Origin of the sequence: Hydrogenophaga crassostreae (genome assembly GCF_001761385.1) — a bacterium.
In the GTDB taxonomy this organism is placed as follows: domain Bacteria; phylum Pseudomonadota; class Gammaproteobacteria; order Burkholderiales; family Burkholderiaceae_C; genus Hydrogenophaga; species Hydrogenophaga crassostreae.
Genome location: NZ_CP017476.1, coordinates 1,452,331 through 1,473,092, shown reverse-complemented (window position 1 = coordinate 1,473,092; position 20,762 = coordinate 1,452,331). Strand labels below are relative to the sequence as shown.

Below are 20,762 nucleotides of genomic sequence, written 5' to 3'. Positions count from 1 at the left end.
ACCGGCGCCTTTACCTAGCGGGTTGCAGCTCGGTGACCACCATCTTGCCTCCCTCCTCGATCACCACGAAGCGCACCTTGTCGCCCACCTCAACCGCATCCAGCATGGCAGGGTCTTTGGCGACAAACACCATGGTCATGGGTGGCATGTCGAGGTTTTTGATCTCACCATGACGGATGGTGAGCTTGCCAGTGTCTTTGCTGATTTTGCGAATTTCGCCTTCGCTCATATCGGCTGGTGCAGCCATGGTCGTCGGTTCAGCTGCTGCGGCAACAGCCGTCTGGGCAGCGGCGGGCAGTGTGACACCCATAGACACGACCATCAGGGTGGCCAGAGTGCTGGCAACGGGAAGCTTCATGGTGGATTTTCCTTCAGTTCAGTTGTAGCGGCTAAACACAGCAGTGGTGCCATCGCGGTCAACCAGCAATACCTCGAAGGGATCTTTTCGTCCCCCATACGCCGGGCCATCCATACCAGGGGAACCCACCGGCATGCGGGGAACCGAGAGGCCGAGCGCCTTGGGGCGCTCCTTGAGCAGCCGCTGGATATCGCTGGCGGGCACATGCCCTTCGATCACATAGCCATCGATCAGCGCGGTGTGGCAAGAGCCGAGTTGCTGCGGCATGCCCAGGCGCGCCCGCATCGCGGTATTGCCGACATCGAAGGTCTGGCTGCGAAATCCGCCTTTTTCCATGTGCGCAATCCAGTCTTTGCAGCAACCGCAGTTCGGATCCTTCCAGACCTGAACCAGGGGCGATGGGGCTTTCGCAATTGTCTGCGCCCAAGCCCAGCCCGGTAAACAGGTGGCGACCAACAAGGCGCCCAGGTGGCGGCGACGCAGCCCGGGGACAGGCTCTCTTGTGGCGATGGGCTTGTTCATTTTTTGGCTCCATTCGATGGTTTGACAACAATCTTGCCGACCATGCCGGCTTCAAAATGACCAGGCAACAAACACGCAAAGTCAAAATCACCGGGGCGGTTGAAGGTCCAGATGATGTCGCCCGTTTTTCCTGGCGGCACATGGGCCATGTATGGCTCGTCATGCTCCATGTTGGGGAACCGCTTCATCAGCGCAGCATGCTCGTTCAGATCCACCTGTGTGCCCAACACCATCTCGTGCATGACTGCACCTGTGTTGGTCATGGTCAGGCGAACCGTATCGCCTTGTGACACTTCAATGTGGTCCGGGGTGAATCGCATGCTGTCCAGCATCTTGATCTCGATGGTGCGCTTCACATCCTTGGCCTGGCCGCCAATGCCCCAAGGTTTTTGCTCCATCTTCATGGGGACGGCGGCTTTCACATGCGTTTCCTCACCATGGGCCCATGCGGGAACAGCCCCCACAAGTGACAGTGACAACAGCAAAGGAGAGAACTTACGGATCATGGTCATGGGTTTCAGCATTTTGATTGGGGGATTGGCCAGTGGTTCCTGGGCGGTCAATACAGAGCACGCCTCAATGCTTGCCCGGGCCTTTTGGTTTCACCGCAGTGGCGTTGACAGGTGATTGTTTTTCGACTTTGCCAGATAGCGGATTGTTCAGCCCGGGCACAGGCTGTCCACCCGCCTTCACTTCTGACTGAAAACGCGCTGCTTCAGGCAAAACACCGGCGTATTCAAAGGCCGAGGTACCAGGCGGGTGCCTGTAGGCACCCGGGTCGCTGTAATCGCCCTGTTTCTGGTCTTTTCGCACCTTGAACACGTTAAACATACCGCCCATCTCCAGCGCACCGTATTGACCCGTACCGGTCATCATGGGTGCGGTGTTGTCGGGAATCTGCATCTCCATCTCGCCCATGTCCGCCATGCCCCGCTCACCCATCACCATGTAGTCAGGCGCCACCTTGTTGATCTTGGCGACGATGCCGCGGTGGTCGATACCGATCATGGTCGGCACCGCATGTCCCATCGCGTTCATCGTATGGTGGCTCTTGTGGCAGTGCATCGCCCAGTCGCCCTCTTCGTCGGCCAGCAGCTCGATCTGGCGCATCTGACCCACGGCCACATCGGTGGTCACCTCCGGCCAGCGAGAACCCGGCGGGGTGGGGCCACCGTCGGTCCCGGTCACTTCAAATTCGTGGCCGTGCAGGTGGATGGGGTGGTTGGTCATGGTGAGGTTGCCCACGCGGATGCGCACCTTGTCGTTCAACCGAACGTTGAGCGTATCGATATCGGGAAACACGCGGCTGTTCCAGCACCAGATGTTGAAGTCGGTCATGGTGTTGACCATGGGCGTTCGGCTGCCGGGCTCAACGTCAAAGGCGTTCAGCATGAAGCAGAAATCGCGGTCCACCTCGGCGATGTGAGGGTGCTTGGCCTTGGGGTGGGTGACCCACATGCCCATCATGCCCATGGCCATTTGCGTCATCTCATCGGCATGCGGGTGGTACATGAAAGTGCCCGGGCGGCGCGCCACGAATTCGTACACATAGGTTTTGCCCACAGGGATGGCGCGCTGGTTCAAACCCGATACCCCGTCCATTCCGTTGGGCAGACGCTGACCGTGCCAATGCACCGAGGTGTGCTCGGGCAATTTGTTGGTCACGAAGATGCGCACGCGATCGCCCTCGACCACTTCAATGGTCGGTCCCGGGCTCTGGCCGTTGTAGCCCCACATGTTGACTTTGAAGCCTTTGGACACTTCGCGCACCACCGGCTCGGCCACCAGGTGGAATTCCTTGACGTTGTTGTTCATGCGCCAGGGCAATGTCCAGCCATTGAGCGTGACCACCGGGTTATAGGGCCGCCCGGTTTGAGGCACCAACGGCGGCGCCATGCTGCCTGAGGTCTGAATCACCGGTTCGGGCAGACCGGCAAACGCCGAACGGGCCACGGCCAGGCCGGCCACCGAAGCGGCTGCACCGGCAAAAAACTGTCGACGGGAATTGGGTTGGTTCATTGGGATGTTTCCTGAGTCAATGCGCAGCGGGACCGTCGCCATTGGCGCTGCCGCCGCCCAGCGAAACAAAACTGGTGGGGGCACCGCCTTGCAGCGTCCACTGGAAATCGGCCTCCGCCAGCCAGAAATCACGCTGGGCATCGATGGCATCGATCTCGGCGACGGCCTGGTTGCGCACCTCACCAAGCAGATCCCAGACGCTCTTGAGCATGCCGTTGTAATGCAGCACGGTCTCTTCGGCGACAAAACGGCGCAGCTTCAATACCTCATCTCGGTGAATGAGCGCCAACCCATGGCTGGCGCTGTAAAACCCAAATGCCCGTTGTGCGGCCACCCGGTTCCGGGTAGCGGTCACGCCCGGCAGTTGAGCCTGCACCGCATCCAGATGCTGGGTCCATTGGTCTTGTCCCATGGCCTTGGCCGGCAGTTCGGGGAAGTCGCCTGGCAAGCCCAAGACGACCGAATTCCCGCCAAGTTTCAAAAGCTGGCGCAAAGCACCATCAGCTTCAGCTGCGGCCAATCGCGCCCGGATCAGGTCCATGCGGGCTGTGGCGGTGGCCAACTGAAACGGCGTGGCCTGCAAGGGGCTCCAGTTGCCCACGCTGACCATGCGCCGGCCCAGCTCGCTGCCGGCTTCTGCGCTGGTCAAGGCAGCCTCACGGAAGCGCAGCACCTTACGGGCCGCGACGGCTTCAATCCATGTCTTACGGGCATCCACGGCGACTTCCAGCAACTCATCCATGCCCTCGATACGGCGCTGCAGTCCGGGATCCACGGCCTCCAGCCGCCCTTCGGCCACCAGCAGTGTGGCAGCCGCACCAAGCTTGCTTTGCACACCCCTTAAACCAGGGTGGCGCTTCCAGGCTTCGCGCACCGCTTGCGCAGGCGCCTCCAGCATCAGGTCAGCCCTGACATCGGGCGCAGGCGCTTCATTGGGCAAATTGCTGCGCTCCCATTTGAGCAAGTCGATATGACCGCGCTTGAACTGTGCCACCGCCTCATTGGCCGCACGCCAGTCCTGCAACTTCGGCGCTTCGCCCGCGCTCTGCGCCCAAGCGTTGCCTGACGTCAGCAGCAGGCCCAAGGCCAATGGGCGCCATGTCTTGCGACAGGCAAGTGCGACAAAGAAATGCACACGGTGAATCATTTGATTTGGCATGAGCCCATTGTGGTCACGGCCCCCCCACAGGCACCTGTCTGAAAGATGACAAATCTGTCATCTTGCGTTCTGGCCCTCACTCAGCGGGCACACTACGCTTTGTGAACATACTGATTGTTGAAGACGAACCCAAAACGGGCGAATACCTGCGCCAGGGCCTGCGCGAAGCGGGATTCACGGTTGACCTTGCCAACCGTGGCGACGATGGTCTGCACCTTGCACTGGAAGGCCAGCACGACCTGGTGATCCTCGACGTGATGCTGCCCGGGCTCGACGGCTGGCAGGTGCTCAAAAGACTGCGCAGCATGGGTCGTGAGATGCCTGTGCTCTTTCTCACCGCCCGCGATCAGGTCGAAGACCGGGTGCACGGACTGGAGCTCGGCGCGGACGATTACCTGGTCAAGCCCTTTTCCTTTGCCGAGTTGCTGGCGAGGGTTCGCGTGATCCTCAGGCGAGGCCGCATTGGGCTGGAGCCCACCACTTTGCAGCTGGCCGACCTGGCGCTGGATTTGCTGCGCCGCCGTGTCACACGCTCAGGCAAACGCATCGACCTCACGGCCAAGGAGTTCAGCCTGCTGGAGCTCCTGATGAGACGCCAGGGTGAAGTGCTGCCCCGCTCGCTGATCGCCTCACAGGTCTGGGACCTCAACTTCGACAGCGATACCAACGTGATCGACGTGGCGGTGCGGCGCCTGCGCGCCAAGGTGGACGAAGGCTTTGAACCCAAGCTGATCCACACCGTACGGGGTATGGGCTACGTGCTGGAAATACCGGAGCCGTCGACATGAGTCTGCGGCTGACCCTCACCGCCCGTCTCACCCTGCTCTATACCCTGGCTTCGCTGATGGTGCTCTGCGGCCTCGGGTGGCTGGTGATGCGTGCCAACCAGGCCCATTTTGTTGATCTGGACCGCGAGTACCTGGAAGACAAGGTGGCGCTGGTGCGGCAAGTGGTTGCAAGCAGCCGCGATGGCGAAGAGCTGGTGCAGCGCCTGGAAGAGCTGCAGCGCAGCCACACCGGTCTCTACCTGCGCCTGGAGCAAGGCCAGACACCCATTTTTGGCCAGCCAGACAATCCGTTTCCAGCCAGATTGAAGCCATCCACCGGCAGCCTGTTTCCCACCGACTGGGCGTGGCAAGGCAGCGAACTTCGAGGCGCCGCCATGGTCGTCGATTCGGCCAGTTACCTCAGCAACACCAACCTGCGGCCACTGACCCTGTTGCTCGCCATGGACACCCACCACCACACCCATTTCATGGAAGAGCTGCGGCACACGCTCATGGTCTATCTCCTGATCGCAGCCCTGGCCAGTGGCCTGCTTGCCTGGTGGGCAGCCAGGCGCGGCCTGGCGCCCTTGCGCGACATGCGCGAGCGCGCACGCCGCGTCACGGCCCACCAGCTCGACGAACGCATGCCGGAGGCAAGCGTGCCGGTGGAAATGGCCGAACTGGCACACGACCTCAACACCATGCTGGCACGCCTGCAAAGCGATTTTCAGCGCCTGTCCGAATTCTCCAGCGACCTCGCCCATGAATTGCGAACCCCGATCAGCAACCTGTTGACACAAACCCAGGTCACCCTGGCCCAACAACGAGACGCCGCCGCCTACCGCGAGACGCTGGCATCCAACGCCGAGGAGTTCCAGCGCCTGGGGCGCATGGTGTCGGACATGCTGCTGCTGGCCAAGACCGAACATGGTCTGGCTCTGCCGCACCGCGAGCCCGTGCCGTTGCGTGAGCAGGTGCAGGCCCTGTTCGATTTTTACGATGTGGTGGCCGACGAGCGCGGCATCGCCCTGGTCCTGGAAGGCAGCGCCACCGCCCATGGCGACAAGCTGATGCTGCGCCGCGCGATCAGCAACCTGCTTTCCAACGCCATTCGCCATGCGCCCGAACAATCGCGCGTGGTGGTGCGGCTCACCCATGTGCGGGGCGAAGCCTCGCTGTGTGTGGAAAACGCAGGCCCTCCCATTGCGCCGGAACACCTGCCCCGCCTTTTTGACCGTTTTTACAGGGTGGACAAATCGCGTGTGCACCTCTCGTCAGATGGCACCGGCCTCGGCCTGGCCATCACCCAGGCCATCATGGTGGCCCATGGCGGCTCGGTGCGCGTGGATTCCAGCGCCGAAAACACCCGGTTTTGCCTGCGGTTTCCTGGCGCCTGAGCCCCCCGGAAACGTGCTCGCCCCGTGGTAACGTACCGCCCATGTCCACCAGCCTTCGCTACACCCTGCTGTCCCTTCGGGACATGGCCGCTTCTTTCGGCCCGTTCGCGCTGCTCACCGTTTTGCTGCTGGCGCTGGCCTACTGGTGGCTCGATCCCAATCCTCCCAAACACGTCACACTCGCCACCGGACCTGACCAAAGCGCATACGCTGAATTCGGAAAACACTATGCCGAGGCCCTCAAACGCTATGGCATCACGGTTGATTTGCTCCCCTCGCAAGGTTCATCGGAAAACCTGGAGCTCATTCGCAGCGGCAAAGCCGACATCGGGTTTGTACAGGGCGGCAGTGCCGACATTGGTTACGACGATGAAGAATCCATCGCATCGCTGGGCAGCCTTTTTGTGGAACCGCTCTGGTTCTTCTACCGGGAAGAAGCCGCGCAGCGCCTGAACAACGGCGCAACCACTGTCGACAGTCTGACCCAGCTCGATGGCTGGCGGGTCAACGTGGGCACCGCCGGCAGCGGCGTGCCCCGCCTGTTTTCGACCCTGCTCGACGTCAACCGGGTTGATGCACAAAAACTCACACTCAGTCAGATGGAGCAAACGCCCGCCACCGTGGCGTTCCTGGGAGGAGAGGTGGACGCGGTGGTCTTCGCGTCTGCGCCCGAATCGCTGATGGTGCAAATGCTGCTGCAGTCGCCCGGCATCCAGCTGATGGATTTTGCGCAGAGCGAAGCCTATTCGCGCCGGTTTGGCTATCTGACGCCGGTGGTCATGCCCCAAGGCGTGGTCGATCTGTCCAAAAACATTCCGGAGCGCGACATGCGCCTGGTTGCCTCGACCACCAGCTTGCTCGCCAGCGCCAGAACACACCCTGCCATCGTTCAGTTGTTCGCTCAAGCGGCCATGAACCTGCACGGCGGGGCTGGTTGGTTCAATCGCGCGCGGGAATACCCCAGCCTGGAACACAGCGAAGTACCGCTGTCGCCCGAGGCCGTGCGCGCCATCCGCAACGGCCCTCCTTTCTTGCAGCGTTACCTCCCATTCTGGTTGGCCAACCTGGTCGAACGCATGTGGTTGGCCATGGGCCTGATCATCGCGCTGGCGCTGCCGCTCTCGCGCATCGTTCCACCGCTTTACGAGTTCCGTATTCGCTCACGCGTGTTCCGCTGGTATGGCCAGTTGCGCATGATCGAGCAGGAAATCAAGGAACTGGCCCCCGGATCTTCAGCCGACCAGCTGTTGAGCGATCTGGACGCTCTGGAGCACAACGTGGAACAAGTCGTGGTGCCGCTGTCATATACCGACGAACTCTACGCCCTGCGCAACAACATTGGTTTGGTGCGCAAGAAACTGCAGCGCAGAAGCTGAGGCCTCAGGCCAAACTCATGAATGTGTTGGTGGCACCGTTTGGTGCTCTTTATGCAAGGCATCCCGGTCCATCGGGATGGTGTCCAGAAACGCGGGCGGCTCATCGTCGGCCTCATCGTCACGGACCCGGGTACCACAAGCGGCCACCGCACGCCGCTGGAACTGCGATTGCGTCGACGCTAAGTCCGCCTCACGGGTAGTAGCATGGGCCCCGGCAGCGGGCAGAAAACGTTGAAGCGACGCCCGCAAGCGCGTTGGCCACTCGGTATCCACCGATTGCAGCGCGCCCACCACGCGGCCTGTGCGCTCGGCGAATTCGACAAACCCTGAATCCTGCTCGCTGGTGAAAACCAGGCCCTGGCGTGTGATGGCATCCAGCAATTGCTGGGCCGAATTGGATGGGTCGGCAAAGAACCGAGGGTCGTTGCGCGCGAGCTGCATCAATCCAGGACGAAGCCGCTGCACAAGGTCACGCACGGTCCGCAGCAATCGCTTTTCCTCAGCCACCTCGCGCAGCATCAACGCCACCACCTCCGCTGCAAGCGGATAAGCCAGGCCATTGCTCAAACCGGAGCCATCGGCGTGCTCTGCTCCTGAACCATTGAGGTTGCCAGCCAGCAGGGTCTGCAAATGGCGCAGCGTTAACTGAGGCCCATGGCCAGGCATTCCAGAAAGGGGAATGCTGTCCGCGTCGCTGTGCGCTCCGCTATCGTGCTTCACTGCGGGAGCAGGCCTGCCCGAAGCTGTTTTTTGAACCAGCAGATAGCCCGCCGGCTCGATGCCCCGTTGCCGTAAAAACTGGGCAATCTCACCGTAAAACTGCGTCAAAGCCTCACCCAGCGGCACGGCCCCCGCCTGCATCCACACCGATCGAACGCCTTCATCCAGATGCAAGGTGGCCAATGCACGAGCCAAAGCCGAAACAATGGCATCTGGCAAAAACGGATTGACATCTCCCCGCACCACCGCCAGCCCACGAGCGCTCGACAGCATGGCATTGAGGCTGGAGGCAGATTCTTCGGCGGTCATCCTCACCACGTGCTGCGTCCGCGAAAGATCCACCTTCTCCTGGACCTGACCATGGTCCACCAAGGTCAAGTCGTCCAAATTGAAACGCACGGGTTTTCGAGTTCCGGCCTCCGTGGCAGCTTCGGGTTGGGCATCACGAACCAGCAGGTCGATTTCAGCCAGCAACCGAGAGGCCACTTGCTCCCTGTAGGTCGCCAAAACCGTTCGGGCGCGACCAAAGGCCTGCTTCTCTTTGAAACTGCGTGCGCCGCCCTCCTGCTGAAGCAGGGCCGAGCTCAACTGGGTCAGCCAACGAGGCACCCAAGCACGGGCCTGCAAGGCTGCGAACTGCATGCATGCGCCAAAAGCGCCATCTAGGCGATCACTCATGGGGTAAATGGAAGGTTGAAGGGATACTGACTCCCTTCCATTTTCAGTGAGTAGATGGGGCTGATAAGGCCGAAAAACCGGGGGAAACCACCGTCAATCCTGCGACAGGCCCATCTACCGGGCTCGGGAGCCCGCGGCCGTCAGGCAATCAATCAAGCAACCTCTTCCAGCCCTCGGCGCCCAGCTCACGCAGGGTGGCAATATTGCGGTCCACAATCTTTTCGGCGTCACCCGCGTCCGATTCGATCGCCCGCTCAACGCTGTCTTCGCGCAGCAAATGCAGTATCGGAAAAGGCGCGCGGTTCGTGGCATTGGAAATGTCGTCGGCCTCCACGCCTTCGAACTGAAATTGCGGGTGAAAGCTCGCCACCTGAATCACGCCCTCGAGCCCGTGCTCGGCCACCACATCGTCGACCACATTGAGGAAATCGTTGAACACCATGAAGTCGGGGAACAATGAGGGATGCACCAGCAAGGTGGTGTCAACCTCTTCGGCCGGGGTGTCCTTGAGCAAGGTCAGTTCGGCGTCGAGCTCATCCAGAAAAGCATCGAGATGCCGAGCATGGCTCACCACGATGCGCACCTGGTTCTTCACGTACACCGCCCGGGCAAACGGGCACAGGTTGAGCCCGATCACCGCCTTCTCGATCCAGCGGCGGGTATCGGCAAGCACTTGTTCGTCGGTCAGGTTCATGGTGAAAGAAAGAAGTGAGAAACAGGAGCGCCGGAAAAGGAAACCCCCTTCCGGCGCGAAATGCCCCAAGCCAGAACGCCGCGGAACCGGCTTCGCCGGGCCGCCAGCGTTGCCCCCCTGGCAGGGGTGTGGCGCCGCAGGCGACGCTGGGGGTTAAGCCAAACTCTTGAACCGGGCCCGCTTGGGTTTCGCGCCCTCTTCGCCCAGACGTTTCTTCTTGTCGGCTTCGTATTCCTGGTAGTTGCCGTTGAAGAAGGTCCACTGGCTGTCGCCTTCGGCGGCCAGGATGTGGGTGGCGATGCGGTCCAGGAACCAGCGATCATGGCTGATGACCAGCGCGCAACCTGCGAACTCCAGCAAGGCTTCTTCCAGGGCGCGAAGGGTTTCCACGTCCAGGTCGTTCGATGGCTCATCCAGCAGCAACACGTTGCCACCTTCGGCCAGCGTCTTGGCGAGGTGCAAACGGCCGCGTTCACCGCCGGAGAGGCTGCCAACGCGCTTTTGCTGATCACCGCCTGAAAAGTTGAAGCGACCGCAATACGCGCGGCTCGGCATCTGGAACTTGCCCACGGTGATCATGTCCAGACCGCCCGAGATGTCTTGCCAGACGGTCTTTTCGTTCGACAGGTCTTCGCGGCTCTGGTCCACCACGGCCATCTTCACGGTCTGGCCAATCTTCACTTCACCGCTGTCCGGCTGCTCTTTGCCGCTGATCAGCTTGAAGAGCGTCGACTTGCCGGCGCCGTTGGGGCCGATGATGCCGACGATGGCGCCCGCAGGAATCTGGAAACTCAGGTTGTCGATCAGCACACGGTCGCCAAAGCTCTTGCTGACGTTCTTGAACTCGAACACTTCATTGCCCAGGCGTTCGGCCACAGGGATGAAGATCTCGTTGGTTTCGTTGCGCTTTTGGTAGTCGACATCGCTCAACTCTTCAAAGCGCGCCAAGCGCGCCTTGCTCTTGGCCTGACGGCCCTTGGGGTTCTGGCGCACCCACTCCAGTTCTTTCTTCATGGCCTTGGAACGGGCGTCTTCGGTGCGCTGTTCCTGGCCCAGTCGGGCTTCCTTTTGCTCCAGCCAGCTGGAGTAGTTGCCTTTGTAGGGGTGACCGCTGCCGCGATCGAGTTCGAGAATCCACTCGGCCGCGTTGTCGAGGAAGTAACGATCGTGGGTAATCGCCACCACGGTGCCGGGGAAACGGGCCAGGAACTGCTCCAGCCAGTCCACCGATTCGGCGTCCAGGTGGTTGGTCGGTTCGTCGAGCAACAGCATGTCGGGCTTGGAGAGCAGCAAGCAGCACAGCGCCACACGGCGCTTCTCACCACCGGAGAGCAGACCCACTTTCGCATCCCATGGGGGCAGGCGCAACGCATCGGCGGCGATCTCTATCTGGTGTTCGCTATCGGTACCGGCGGTGGAAATGATGGCTTCCAGCTTGGCCTGTTCGGCGGCCAAGGCATCAAAATCAGCGTCTTCTTCAGCGTAAGCGGCGTACACCTCGTCCAGGCGCTTTTGCGCGGAGCGCACTTCGCCCAGGCTCTCTTCAACCGCTTCACGCACGTTTTGCTCGGGGTTCAACTGCGGCTCTTGCGGCAGGTAGCCGATGCGGATACCGGGCATTGGAATGGCCTCGCCTTCGATTTCCTTGTCGATGCCGGCCATGATCTTGAGCAAGGTGGACTTGCCCGAGCCGTTGGTGCCCAAGACGCCGATCTTGGCCCCAGGGAAGAAAGACAACGAGATGTCTTTCAGGATTTGTCGCTTCGGGGGCACGATTTTGCCGACCCGGTTCATGGAAAAGACGTATTGCGCCATGTTTGGTCACCTGAATGAAACGCAGCAGAAACAGGCCTTGAAGACTTCAAGGCCGCTGCTGGGATTGTGGGAAGTGGCTGCCCGCGAACCTTGCCGGCGGGGAGTCAAGCCTTGGATTATCGCAGGCCGGGCCTCACCCGGCTACCCGCCCTCAGGATCTTGCGGCCATGGCTTGTCGATCAGCGCCTGAATGGAGGGCGGCATCAGCCCCGCATCAAGCCATTTTGGCAAAGCCTGCGGCATGCCCCACTGGGCCTGCTTGAGCACCATGGCCAGTCCGCGCAACCACAGATGCATGCCCTTTCGGCTGAGCTGCAGCTCCAGCGGACCGCTCGCCGTGGCAAAAGTCATGGCCATCGACTGGTTGCTGGCCCGCGCGTTGATGCCCGTGCACAAACGGAACTGGGGATCGCTGTCTTCACTGGGTGGCACACGGCCGGCCCGAATCTGCGGCGCCGCCTGGCCAGGCGCCGTTTCATGCAAGGCCAGTTCGTGTTCCAAAGCGGCCCGGGCAGGCGCAGCTGCCCCACCTTGTTGGCCTGGCGTGGCGTTTTCAAAGGCCTGCACCATGGGCCCCAGTATCACCACCACCATGCGCCGGGTCAGCCAGACGGTTTGATCCCGTTCATGAACCCGCATCCAGATGCGGTCTTGCAGGGCGTCGAAGCCAAAAGTGGTGGTCGTCAACCGGTGTTCCTCATGGAGCAGCCTGCTGAATGTCACCCGTGCTGTTGCTGCTGCCATCGTCGACCGGATCGCCGTTGTCGTTCTGTGCATTGCGCAAGGCATGTTGCGCCACGGCGTCCAGCGCGCCCTCCACCACGCCACCACGCGAGACGATCTGCAAGGAGCCGGCTCCCAGCAAACGGTCCAGTGTGCGGCGGGTCATCGAATGGGCCATGCCGCTGGCCGAGATGAACATGAAGAGTCCACCGCGCGGACTGGTCCATGTCAATTGGGCGCGCACCCACTCCCCCTGGGTTTTCAGGTTCACCCAGGCGCCTGCCGAAAGTTCCTGCTCCCTTGGCGTACCCCCTTCCAGCAAAGCCGCAACCGACTCGCCAGCCTCTCCTGCAACAAAACCCGCATCGGCTGCCTCCCGATCGGCCATCCAGAACGTGTCGTTGCCCAATGGTTTCGTGGCTTCCGGGCTGTTCTGGTTGTGAAAGTCACCCTCTTCGCCGGTCAAGGTCGAGCCTATGGCGGGCTCTCCGGGCACCGTTTCCGGCGTGAGTGTTGGCGTCTCAAAAGCCTTTTCGTGCAGATTGACCAAGGCATCAAAAAAATGGCCGATCAACTCCACCGGGTAGTCAATTCGCTGCAGGCCTTGCCGGATCTGGCTCAGCAAACGGGGCACAAGGCGGGCCAGGCGATCCACATCGCGCCGAATCAACACGGCCTGCACGCTCCAGATGAGGTCGTCGGTCACACCCTCGAGAGGCTCGTCTCCCCCCGCCGACTCGGTCAACTGAGCCTCTGCAACCGCCTGAGACCAGGGACCACACACGAAGCGCTGTACAAAGTCGGGCACGGCTTTGTCCTGCATGCGCTGTTGAAAATCAAGCGACAGGCGTTCAGCCAGCAGTTGCCGCTGCTCGGCGTGCAGCAGCGCGCGCGCTGCCTCGGCACGCCGCTGATTCTTGCGGGCATCGTCGTCCTCCCAACGGCGCCGCAAGCGCTTGAGAAGACGGGCGTATTTCTCCTCGGTGGCCTCCACCCTATCGATCGATTTGACCGCCCCTTTCACCGACTTCAGGAAGTCGGCAAACCCTTCGTCGTGATGACCGAGAAAGCCCAGGCTCCGCTGTGTCATGCTTTCAAGCAACTGCCGCGCAGGGTGTTGGCGATCGCTGAAAAAACGCGGCTCGGCCTGTGACAGACGGATCAGTGAAGGCTCAAGCAAGCCAATTTGCTGACGGATCGCGGGCAAAAGCCGCTCGTCCTGCGTGAGGTTTTCCAGCATGAGTCGCACCACCTCCTGACCCAGCAACCGCCCGAGGTTGTGCCCCGAAACCACAGGCAACTCGGCCACAGGAGGCTGATCGGGTGATGGCGACGGGCGCTCGCGCAAGCGCTTCATCAAGGGCTCGATCAAGTCCATGTCTTCCAGAACGGACAACGACGCCGGCACCGTTTGCATGTAGGTCGGCCCACCTGCGACCTGTTCGTTCAGGTCGCCCGCGAGCAGCTGGCGCAGGCGACCCAGCGTCAGCATCGTGCGCCCGACTGCAGACTGTTGCGCCCGATCGGGTTGAAGGCTGTGCGCCTGAGGCTCCAGCGGTTGAACGCCGTTGGCCATCAACCACTGAATCACCTCCCTGTAGACCTGGCGCAGGCTCTCACCGAGAATGCTGGCCACCGGAACCATCAGCAGCTTGCGTTGTTGCGCGTCACTCAAGTGGGCCACAAACACCGCGCGCAGCGCCCTGGCGTAGGCTGCCGGCTTGATCGGATTGAGGTCGGGTTGCACGGTCAGCCAGCCCATCAGGTTGCTGACCTGGGAGTTCAGCCGGGGCAGCAGTTCCACGGTTGCGCCCGCAAGAATTTGCTCAACCATGGCGAACTCGATGCTGGCATCAATTTGGTGATCGTCCAGCAAGCGCAAATCATCAAAGCGCACCACGACGTGCACGTCAACATCGCGCCCTTCACCGTGATAAAAAACCTGCCGCAACTCAGTGGACCAGGTGTGCTTGATGGCATCGGCTTGATCCAGCCAGCGCGCCACCTCTTTCAAATCCACGCCCTTGAGTTCGACGGGTGTGGGCGTCACGCTTTCAGGATCAACCACCAGAGCCAGGCGCTCCAGCATTTCATCGATCATGGAGTCGGCAATGGAGAGTGTGGCCTCCAGACAATGCTGGAGCGTCGGACGTTGCTTGCCCGGATCATTGGCCACACCGGAGCGGATCAATTTGTGTGTATCCATACGGTCCATACGAATTCGAAATCGGTGGGAGGGGCAAACCATGGACAATGGCCGCCGGGAACATCCCTACATTATGAGTAAGGTAGGTTGCAAACAGGCATCAAAGCGATTTGATGCACTTCCATGCGACAATACCCTTCGTTGAGTGCAACAGTCCGGCTCAACACCAGCACACTGCTGGGGAGGTGCCTTGGTATTCAATGCGCCGCCCACCTTTGTGAATCCATCTGCCTCAGACTGACCGGTTGTCATCGTCTCCCCTGGGAGCACAGCAACCGGAGTGGCCGATGCCCCCAGCGCCCCTGGATGGGCGCCTCTCCTTAAATGAACTTTGACGATCTGAACCTGGCCCCGGCCATTGTGCAAGCGGTGCGTGAGCACGGCTACGAAATCCCTACGCCTATTCAAGCCGAAGCGATTCCCGCTGTCTTGGCCGGGCGTGATTTGCTCGGCGGCGCCCAGACGGGCACCGGCAAAACGGCAGCGTTTACGCTGCCCATGCTGCACCGCCTGAGCGTTGGCGAGCGCGCCAAAAACAAATTCGGCGGCGTGGCCATCCGCGCCTTGGTGCTCACGCCCACCCGCGAACTCGCCGCCCAGGTGGAAGAGTCGGCGCGAGTCTATGGCAAGCACCTGTCCCTCACCTCTACCGTGATCTTCGGTGGCGTGGGCATGAATCCGCAAATCAACGCCATGAAACGTGGCGTGGACATTCTGGTTGCCACCCCTGGCCGTCTGCTCGACCTGCAACAGCAAGGTTTCCTCGACCTCTCCGGCGTGCAAATGCTGGTGCTGGACGAGGCCGACCGCATGCTCGACATGGGCTTCATCCACGACGTGAAGAAAATTCTCGCCCTGGTGCCCAAGGAAAAGCAGAGCCTGTTGTTCTCGGCCACCTTCAGCGATGAGATTCGCGATCTGGCCAACAACCTGCTGAAAGACCCGCTGAGCATCCAGGTGACCCCGCGCAACACGACCGTGCAACGCATCACCCAGGTGATCCACCCCGTCGGCCGCGGCAAGAAAAAAGCGTTGCTGGTGCATATCATCAACACGCACAACTGGAGCCAGGTGCTGGTGTTCACGCGCACCAAATTCGGCGCCAACAACGTCGCCGAGTTCTTGACCAAGAACGGCATCCAGGCCATGGCCCTGCACGGCAACAAGAGCCAGGGTGCGCGCACCCAGGCACTGGCCGGCTTCAAGAGCGGTGAGATCCGAGCCCTGGTCGCCACCGACATCGCCGCCCGCGGCATCGACATCGACGAGTTGCCACACGTGGTGAACTACGAAATCCCGAACGTGTCGGAAGACTATGTGCACCGCATTGGCCGCACCGGCCGTGCGGGCAAGAGCGGTGAAGCCGTGAACCTCGTGAGCCTGGACGAAGAAGGCTTCATGATGGACATCGAGCGCTTCACCAAGCAACAGATTCCGGTCGAGATCTTCCAGGAATTCATGCCCGAGCCGGGTGAGAAGGCCGAGCCCATTGCCATGGGCCGCCAGACCATCTGGGGCGGTGCCGGCAAACCACCGAGCCGCGATGTCATGGCCGCAGCGGCCAAGGCCGCACGCACGGAAATGCTGACCCGCGTTCGGGAAAAGAAAGCCAGTGATGGCGGTTCGCCCGGTCGCGGTAACGGCGGCGGTCAACGCCAGCGCCCTGCCCCCAGGGTGAAGGCCAAGGCGAGAGCCGCGGCGAAGGCGGCGGCCGTGGCCGCAATGGCGGCGGCGGTGGTCGCAATGCCCAGGGCCCACGCCCACAACGCGACGGTCAGGGTCAAGGCCAGCCGCGCAACCGCGACAACTTTGGTGGTGGCAACGGTGGCGGACAGGCCCGCAATGCCGACCGCCCCAACCGCGGCCCGCGTGAAGACCGTGGCGGCGAAGGCGGCGATCGCGCCGAGCGTCAGCCCGGACCCAATGCCCACCTGGGCAGCCTGCGCATCCGTGAACCGCGCCACAACGCGCCCGCTCCCGGCGGCCAACCCGATCCGTTGCGCACCAGCATCGACTCCCTGGGTGGTCGCGGTGGCCGAGGCGGCAATGGCGGCGGCGGCGGTGGAAACCGCGGTCGCGGTGGTCCCGGCGGACGCAGCGGTGGTGGTGGTGGTGGTGGCAACGGCCCCAAAGGCGGCGGAGCCGATCCGTTGCGCACCAGCTACGGGCGCATTCGCTGAGCCCAACGGTAAACCCGCTCGACCACTGTTAAGTGGTTGCTAAGTCTTGATCAAGAGAATGCCTGTTGCTGCGGAGGCCATCGCCTCCAAGCAATCATCCAACAGGACTTTTAAATGAACAAGATTGCCATCGCTCTGGTTTCCGCATTCGCCGCACTGGCCGCTCACGCAGCCACGCCAGCAGCAGCTCCTGCAGCTGCCGCCGCACCTGCTGCCGTGACCGCTCCTGCAGCTACTGCTGCAGCGACCGTTGCACCAGCCGCAGCTGCAGCCACTCCAGATGCCAAGAAAGCCGAAGTCAAGTGCGACGTGAAAGTGGACAAAAACTGCAAGCTGATGGCCAAGCCAGCAGCCGCAGACACGACCAAGAAAGTTGAAGAGAAAAAGTCCTGATCGGACTGGGTTCTTCCAAAAAAAAGCGGACTTCGGTCCGCTTTTTTTCGTCCGGTCGAGCGTGGCATTAAGGGGCTTCTAAGTCACTCTGAACACAATGGGACGCGTCACAGGGGCGCCGCCTCCGGACACATTCTTCTCTAGGAACTGACATGAACAAACTCCTGATTGCCCTGGTCTCCACTTTCACCGTACTGGCCGCCAGCGCCGCCACGCCGACACCCGCGACAGCACCCACCGCTGCAGCAACAGCAGCAGCACCTGTCACCGCCACCGAAACGACAGCGGTCACGGCGTCTGCCGCCACCAAAGAAGTGGCCCTTGGCCACGATACGAAGAAGGTGAAGACCGTCAAGCACCCAGCCAAAAAAGTGCTGGCCAAGAAAAAGAAAGCTCAGGAGACAGCGCCCGAAGTCACCAAAGGTTGATGCCACCGAAGGTGGTCGCCAATGCGGGACGAAGCGAAATGGCCTTGTCCCGCATTGGCGACCGGAGAAGACTGCGGGACCACCACGCCGTCTTCTTTCCTGACAACCGCCGTGCCAGCGGTTCACAATAGCAACAACAGCCCTTGCAGCGCGCCGCCACAAGCCGACGGGCTCCTTCCTACTTTTTGACCTCCCATGAGATTGCTGCTTGCCGAAGACGATGCCATGCTGGGTTCGGGCATGGAGAAGGCGCTGTCCCGCGCGGGCTTCATCGTCGACTGGGTAAAACAGGGCTCCCATGCCCGAACCGCCGTCACGGACCAGACTTACGACGTGATCCTGCTCGACCTCGGGCTGCCCGGCACCTCCGGACTCGAGTTGCTCAAGGCCTGGCGCCAGCAACAGCTCACAACCCCGGTGCTGATCGTCACGGCCCGAGATGCGGTGCAAGACCGGGTGGCAGGGCTGAACCTCGGTGCCGATGACTACCTCAGCAAACCCTTCGACCTCGACGAACTGATGGCCCGTATCCATGCGCTGGCGCGCCGCCATTCCGGGCGCAGCCAGCCCTTGCTCCAGCTTGGCAGGCTCAAGGTCGATCCACTGCAGCACCGTGCCCACCTGGGTGAACGTGATCTGGCGCTGTCACCCCGTGAGTTCAAGCTGCTGCAGGCGTTGATGGACAAACCCGGTGCGGTGCTGTCCATCGATCAACTCGAAAACCGGCTCTATGGCTGGGAAGACGAGGTGGCCAGCAATGCGGTGGAGGTGCACCTCCACCATTTGCGGCGCAAACTGGTGGAACCCTGGATCCGCAACGTGCGGGGCGTGGGGTACAAAGTTGTGAACCCGGATTGAATTCCATCCGCTCCCGCCTGCTGATCTGGCAGATTTCCGCGCTGCTGCTGGCCGCAGTGATTGCAGGCGTATTGACGTTTCTCCTCGCGCGCCACGGCTTCGATCAGGTGCGGGACTACGGGCTGCAACAAATCGCCCATTCGGTCTTGCGCCACGACCTGACGCCGATGCCGGGTGCGGCCAACGCCCTCAACTCCCCTATGACGCCCGGCGACGAAGCAACCGCCCCCCCTGCCGCGCTCCCGGCGGACACGGAAGAGGTTGACGCCGACCCCGATGAAGGCCAATTTGTCAGCCAGGTCTGGAGCCCTTCGGGTGAACTGGTTTTCTCCTCGCTCGACGACGATGGCCCGGTTTTGCAACCCGCGGGCTTTCACCAGACCCAGTGGCAAGACCAGACCTGGCGCACCTACACCGTTGCGAGCAACGGGCGCATCGCGCAGGTGGCCGTATCCATTCAAGACCGGGACAGCTCGTTCTACGAACTTTTGCCTGGCATGCTGGTGCCCATGGTGCTGCTGGTGGTGATGCTCACGCTGATGATCCACGAAGCGGTCAAACGGGCGCTGCGCCCATTGGAAAGTCTTCAGCGCCAGATCGGTCAACGCGCCGTTTCGGAGCTGCATGCCCTGGACACCACGGATCTGCCCGTTGAGGTGGCCCCACTGGCGCTCGCGCTCAACCAGTTGCTGAAGCAGCTCGATCAGTTGCTGATCAACCAGCGACAGTTTCTCGCCGACGCTGCACACGAACTCAACACACCGCTGGCTGCCATCAAACTGCAGGCCCAGTTGGCCCGGCGCGCACCCAGCGGCGAACGAGAGACTTCACTCAACGAACTGGACACCGGTATCGAACGCGCGATCCACCTGGCCGCCCAGCTGCTGCAACTGGCCCGCGCCGAACCCGATGCTCGGGCGCTCGAACACAGCACGGTGCACTGGCACGCCGGGGTGCGTCAGGCGGTGATACAGCTCTCCCCTCTGGCCGAGCATCGGGGCATTGACCTGGGTCTGTTGCAATGCCAGACCGCCGACGTTCGCGGCGATGACACGGCCTTGCGGGCCATGCTGGACAACCTGATCGACAACGCCTTGCGCTACTCTCCACCGGGCGCGAGGGTGGACGTGGAATTGACCGCTGTGGACGGCTATGCCCGGCTGGTGGTGTCTGACAACGGGCCGGGCATCCCGAGCGAACAACGTGAGCGCGCGATGCAACGCTTCGTTCGGCTCAACAGCGGCGATGGCACAGGCAGTGGCCTGGGGCTGGCCATCGTGCAGAGCATCGTGCTGGCACATGCGGGCCAGATGGAGCTTCGCGAAACACCCGGCGGCGGTCTCACGGTGGTCGTTCAACTGCCTCTCGCCGGTCCAGGCCCGGTCAGGGACCTTCAGACGAGTTGATCGCGGTGTGCCCTCATGGCTTCGGCGACGATGGGCCGAAGTCCCTCACCGGCAGGTTCATCGAGTTGTGCCAGGAGTTGTTGCCGCATGCGCGGCTCCCAGAACTTCCGGATGTGGTTGCTGATGCCTTCCAGCGCTTCCGTGCGATCGCTGAAAGACTCAAAAAACTGACCAATGCGGTTGGCCATGCTGATCAGGTTGTGGATATCCATGTGTCGGGTCTCGTTGATCGTTGATTCAGGGTGTTTCAAGCCCCAGCCGATGGGCCTGCGTGTAAGCCACACAGTCATCGCCGCGCACGAATCCGGCCAGCGCCAGCCCGCAACGCTGAGCCAGGTTCACCGCCATGGAGGTGGGGGCCGAGACCGCGGCGAGCACGCCCGCGCCTGCCATGGCGGTTTTTTGCACCATCTCGAAACTGGCCCGACTGGTGACCAGGACCCAGCCTTGCAGGGGATCGCAATGGGCCTGGGTCATGGCGCCCACCAGCTTGTCGAGGGCGTTGTGGCGGCCGATATCTTCTCTCAGCATCACGATGCGCCCGTCCAGATCACACCAGGCGGCAGCATGGGCAGCGCCCGTGAGTTGCTGCAGCACCTGCCACTCGCGCAACGCCCTTTGACCGCGGGCCAACGCACCGGATTGCAGTTGAACTTCAGGAGCGGCCGGCACAGCATGGCTCACCTGATCGAGGCTTTCGGTGCCACACAGACCGCAACCCGTGCGCCCGGTCAGGTTGCGCCGGCGCTCTTTCAGGCGCCACTCACAAGCCGCGGCCACCTCGAGCAACACACTGACACCCCGTTCGTCGCGCTCGATGTCCATCCCGTACAGTTCGGCGCGATTCGCCAGCAAGCCCTCGGTCAAACCAAAGCCCAGTGCAAAGTCTTCGAGATCGTTCGGGCTCGCCAGCATCACCGCGTGGGAAATGCCGTTGAACACCAGCGCCACAGGCACTTCCTCGGCCACCCAGTCGGTTTGCACCGACGTCACACCACTGCGCAACGCTGTGACCGTGGTGGTTCGAACACCCTGGGGCATGACCACAGCCTGATCGAACGGC

Annotated in this window: 19 protein-coding genes and 1 pseudogene; 8 read left to right on the top strand and 12 right to left on the bottom strand. The window is 61.8% G+C overall.

Annotated features, from left to right (window positions below; translation table 11 throughout):
• Window positions 1-10: 10 nt before the first annotated feature.
• The 5 genes from LPB072_RS06840 to LPB072_RS06820 form a co-directional block, all read right to left on the bottom strand.
• Window positions 11-358 (bottom strand): copper-binding protein, encoded by a 348-nt coding sequence (locus LPB072_RS06840; RefSeq protein WP_066093126.1) that lies wholly within the window; start codon window positions 356-358, stop codon window positions 11-13.
• 18 nt (window positions 359-376) lie between these two features.
• Window positions 377-880 carry a DUF411 domain-containing protein gene (locus LPB072_RS06835; protein WP_066093123.1) on the bottom strand — a complete coding sequence of 168 codons (504 nt, stop codon included), beginning with the start codon at window positions 878-880 and terminating at the stop codon, window positions 377-379.
• Window positions 877-1,392, bottom strand: coding sequence for a cupredoxin domain-containing protein (locus LPB072_RS06830; protein ID WP_066093639.1), 516 nt, complete (start codon window positions 1,390-1,392; stop codon window positions 877-879). The genes LPB072_RS06835 and LPB072_RS06830 overlap by 4 nt, the downstream gene beginning before the upstream one ends.
• A gap of 64 nt (window positions 1,393-1,456) precedes the next feature.
• Window positions 1,457-2,899: a multicopper oxidase family protein gene (locus tag LPB072_RS06825; protein ID WP_066093120.1), complete on the bottom strand. Its 1,443-nt coding sequence runs from the start codon at window positions 2,897-2,899 to the stop codon at window positions 1,457-1,459.
• A 16-nt stretch (window positions 2,900-2,915) separates the two neighbouring features.
• Window positions 2,916-4,058, bottom strand: a complete 1,143-nt coding sequence (locus LPB072_RS06820; RefSeq protein WP_157559244.1) for a TolC family protein — start codon at window positions 4,056-4,058, stop codon at window positions 2,916-2,918.
• 101 nt (window positions 4,059-4,159) lie between these two features.
• Between LPB072_RS06820 and LPB072_RS06815 the strand changes: the two genes are divergently transcribed.
• The 3 genes from LPB072_RS06815 to LPB072_RS06805 are packed head-to-tail and all read left to right on the top strand — an operon-like array spanning window position 4,160 to window position 7,598.
• The gene (locus LPB072_RS06815; protein ID WP_066093114.1) at window positions 4,160-4,846 is read left to right on the top strand and encodes a heavy metal response regulator transcription factor; all 687 of its coding nucleotides are present in this window, start codon (window positions 4,160-4,162) and stop codon (window positions 4,844-4,846) included.
• The gene (locus LPB072_RS06810) at window positions 4,843-6,222 is read left to right on the top strand and encodes a heavy metal sensor histidine kinase (protein WP_066093110.1); all 1,380 of its coding nucleotides are present in this window, start codon (window positions 4,843-4,845) and stop codon (window positions 6,220-6,222) included. Before LPB072_RS06815 ends, LPB072_RS06810 begins: the two co-directional genes overlap by 4 nt.
• 41 nt (window positions 6,223-6,263) lie before the next feature.
• On the top strand, window positions 6,264-7,598 hold the full coding sequence (locus LPB072_RS06805) for a TAXI family TRAP transporter solute-binding subunit (protein ID WP_066093107.1): 1,335 nt from the start codon (window positions 6,264-6,266) through the stop codon (window positions 7,596-7,598).
• A 15-nt stretch (window positions 7,599-7,613) separates the two neighbouring features.
• On the opposite strand, the gene LPB072_RS06800 is transcribed toward LPB072_RS06805, so the two are convergent.
• The 5 genes from LPB072_RS06800 to LPB072_RS06780 form a co-directional block, all read right to left on the bottom strand.
• The gene (locus LPB072_RS06800) at window positions 7,614-8,996 is read right to left on the bottom strand and encodes a DUF1631 family protein (protein WP_066093104.1); all 1,383 of its coding nucleotides are present in this window, start codon (window positions 8,994-8,996) and stop codon (window positions 7,614-7,616) included.
• Between the two features lie 148 nt (window positions 8,997-9,144).
• Window positions 9,145-9,684 (bottom strand): DUF1415 domain-containing protein, encoded by a 540-nt coding sequence (locus LPB072_RS06795; protein ID WP_082877074.1) that lies wholly within the window; start codon window positions 9,682-9,684, stop codon window positions 9,145-9,147.
• Between the two features lie 159 nt (window positions 9,685-9,843).
• Complete coding sequence (gene ettA / locus LPB072_RS06790) at window positions 9,844-11,505, bottom strand: energy-dependent translational throttle protein EttA (RefSeq protein ID WP_066093098.1); 1,662 nt, start codon at window positions 11,503-11,505, stop codon at window positions 9,844-9,846.
• A 141-nt stretch (window positions 11,506-11,646) separates the two neighbouring features.
• On the bottom strand, window positions 11,647-12,192 hold the full coding sequence (locus LPB072_RS06785) for a hypothetical protein (RefSeq protein ID WP_066093095.1): 546 nt from the start codon (window positions 12,190-12,192) through the stop codon (window positions 11,647-11,649).
• Window positions 12,193-12,202: 10 nt separating this feature from the next.
• Window positions 12,203-14,434, bottom strand: coding sequence for a DUF1631 family protein (locus tag LPB072_RS06780; RefSeq protein WP_066093093.1), 2,232 nt, complete (start codon window positions 14,432-14,434; stop codon window positions 12,203-12,205).
• 324 nt (window positions 14,435-14,758) lie between these two features.
• Between LPB072_RS06780 and LPB072_RS06775 the strand changes: the two are divergent.
• From LPB072_RS06775 to LPB072_RS06755, 5 genes and pseudogenes are all read left to right on the top strand, one after another.
• A pseudogene (locus tag LPB072_RS06775) lies at window positions 14,759-16,614 on the top strand (DEAD/DEAH box helicase).
• Between the two features lie 114 nt (window positions 16,615-16,728).
• The gene (locus LPB072_RS23670) at window positions 16,729-17,007 is read left to right on the top strand and encodes a hypothetical protein (protein ID WP_066093085.1); all 279 of its coding nucleotides are present in this window, start codon (window positions 16,729-16,731) and stop codon (window positions 17,005-17,007) included.
• Window positions 17,008-17,159: 152 nt separating this feature from the next.
• The gene (locus LPB072_RS06765) at window positions 17,160-17,435 is read left to right on the top strand and encodes a hypothetical protein (RefSeq protein ID WP_066093082.1); all 276 of its coding nucleotides are present in this window, start codon (window positions 17,160-17,162) and stop codon (window positions 17,433-17,435) included.
• 195 nt (window positions 17,436-17,630) lie between these two features.
• Window positions 17,631-18,293 (top strand): response regulator, encoded by a 663-nt coding sequence (locus tag LPB072_RS06760; protein ID WP_066093079.1) that lies wholly within the window; start codon window positions 17,631-17,633, stop codon window positions 18,291-18,293.
• Window positions 18,290-19,699: a sensor histidine kinase gene (locus LPB072_RS06755; RefSeq protein WP_066093076.1), complete on the top strand. Its 1,410-nt coding sequence runs from the start codon at window positions 18,290-18,292 to the stop codon at window positions 19,697-19,699. Before LPB072_RS06760 ends, LPB072_RS06755 begins: the two co-directional genes overlap by 4 nt.
• Here the strand turns inward: LPB072_RS06755 and LPB072_RS06750 are convergent.
• The gene (locus LPB072_RS06750) at window positions 19,687-19,911 is read right to left on the bottom strand and encodes a formate dehydrogenase subunit delta (protein ID WP_066093073.1); all 225 of its coding nucleotides are present in this window, start codon (window positions 19,909-19,911) and stop codon (window positions 19,687-19,689) included. The genes LPB072_RS06755 and LPB072_RS06750 overlap by 13 nt on opposite strands.
• 25 nt (window positions 19,912-19,936) lie before the next feature.
• The gene (gene fdhD, locus LPB072_RS06745) at window positions 19,937-20,740 is read right to left on the bottom strand and encodes a formate dehydrogenase accessory sulfurtransferase FdhD (protein WP_066093635.1); all 804 of its coding nucleotides are present in this window, start codon (window positions 20,738-20,740) and stop codon (window positions 19,937-19,939) included.
• Window positions 20,741-20,762: the final 22 nt, after the last annotated feature.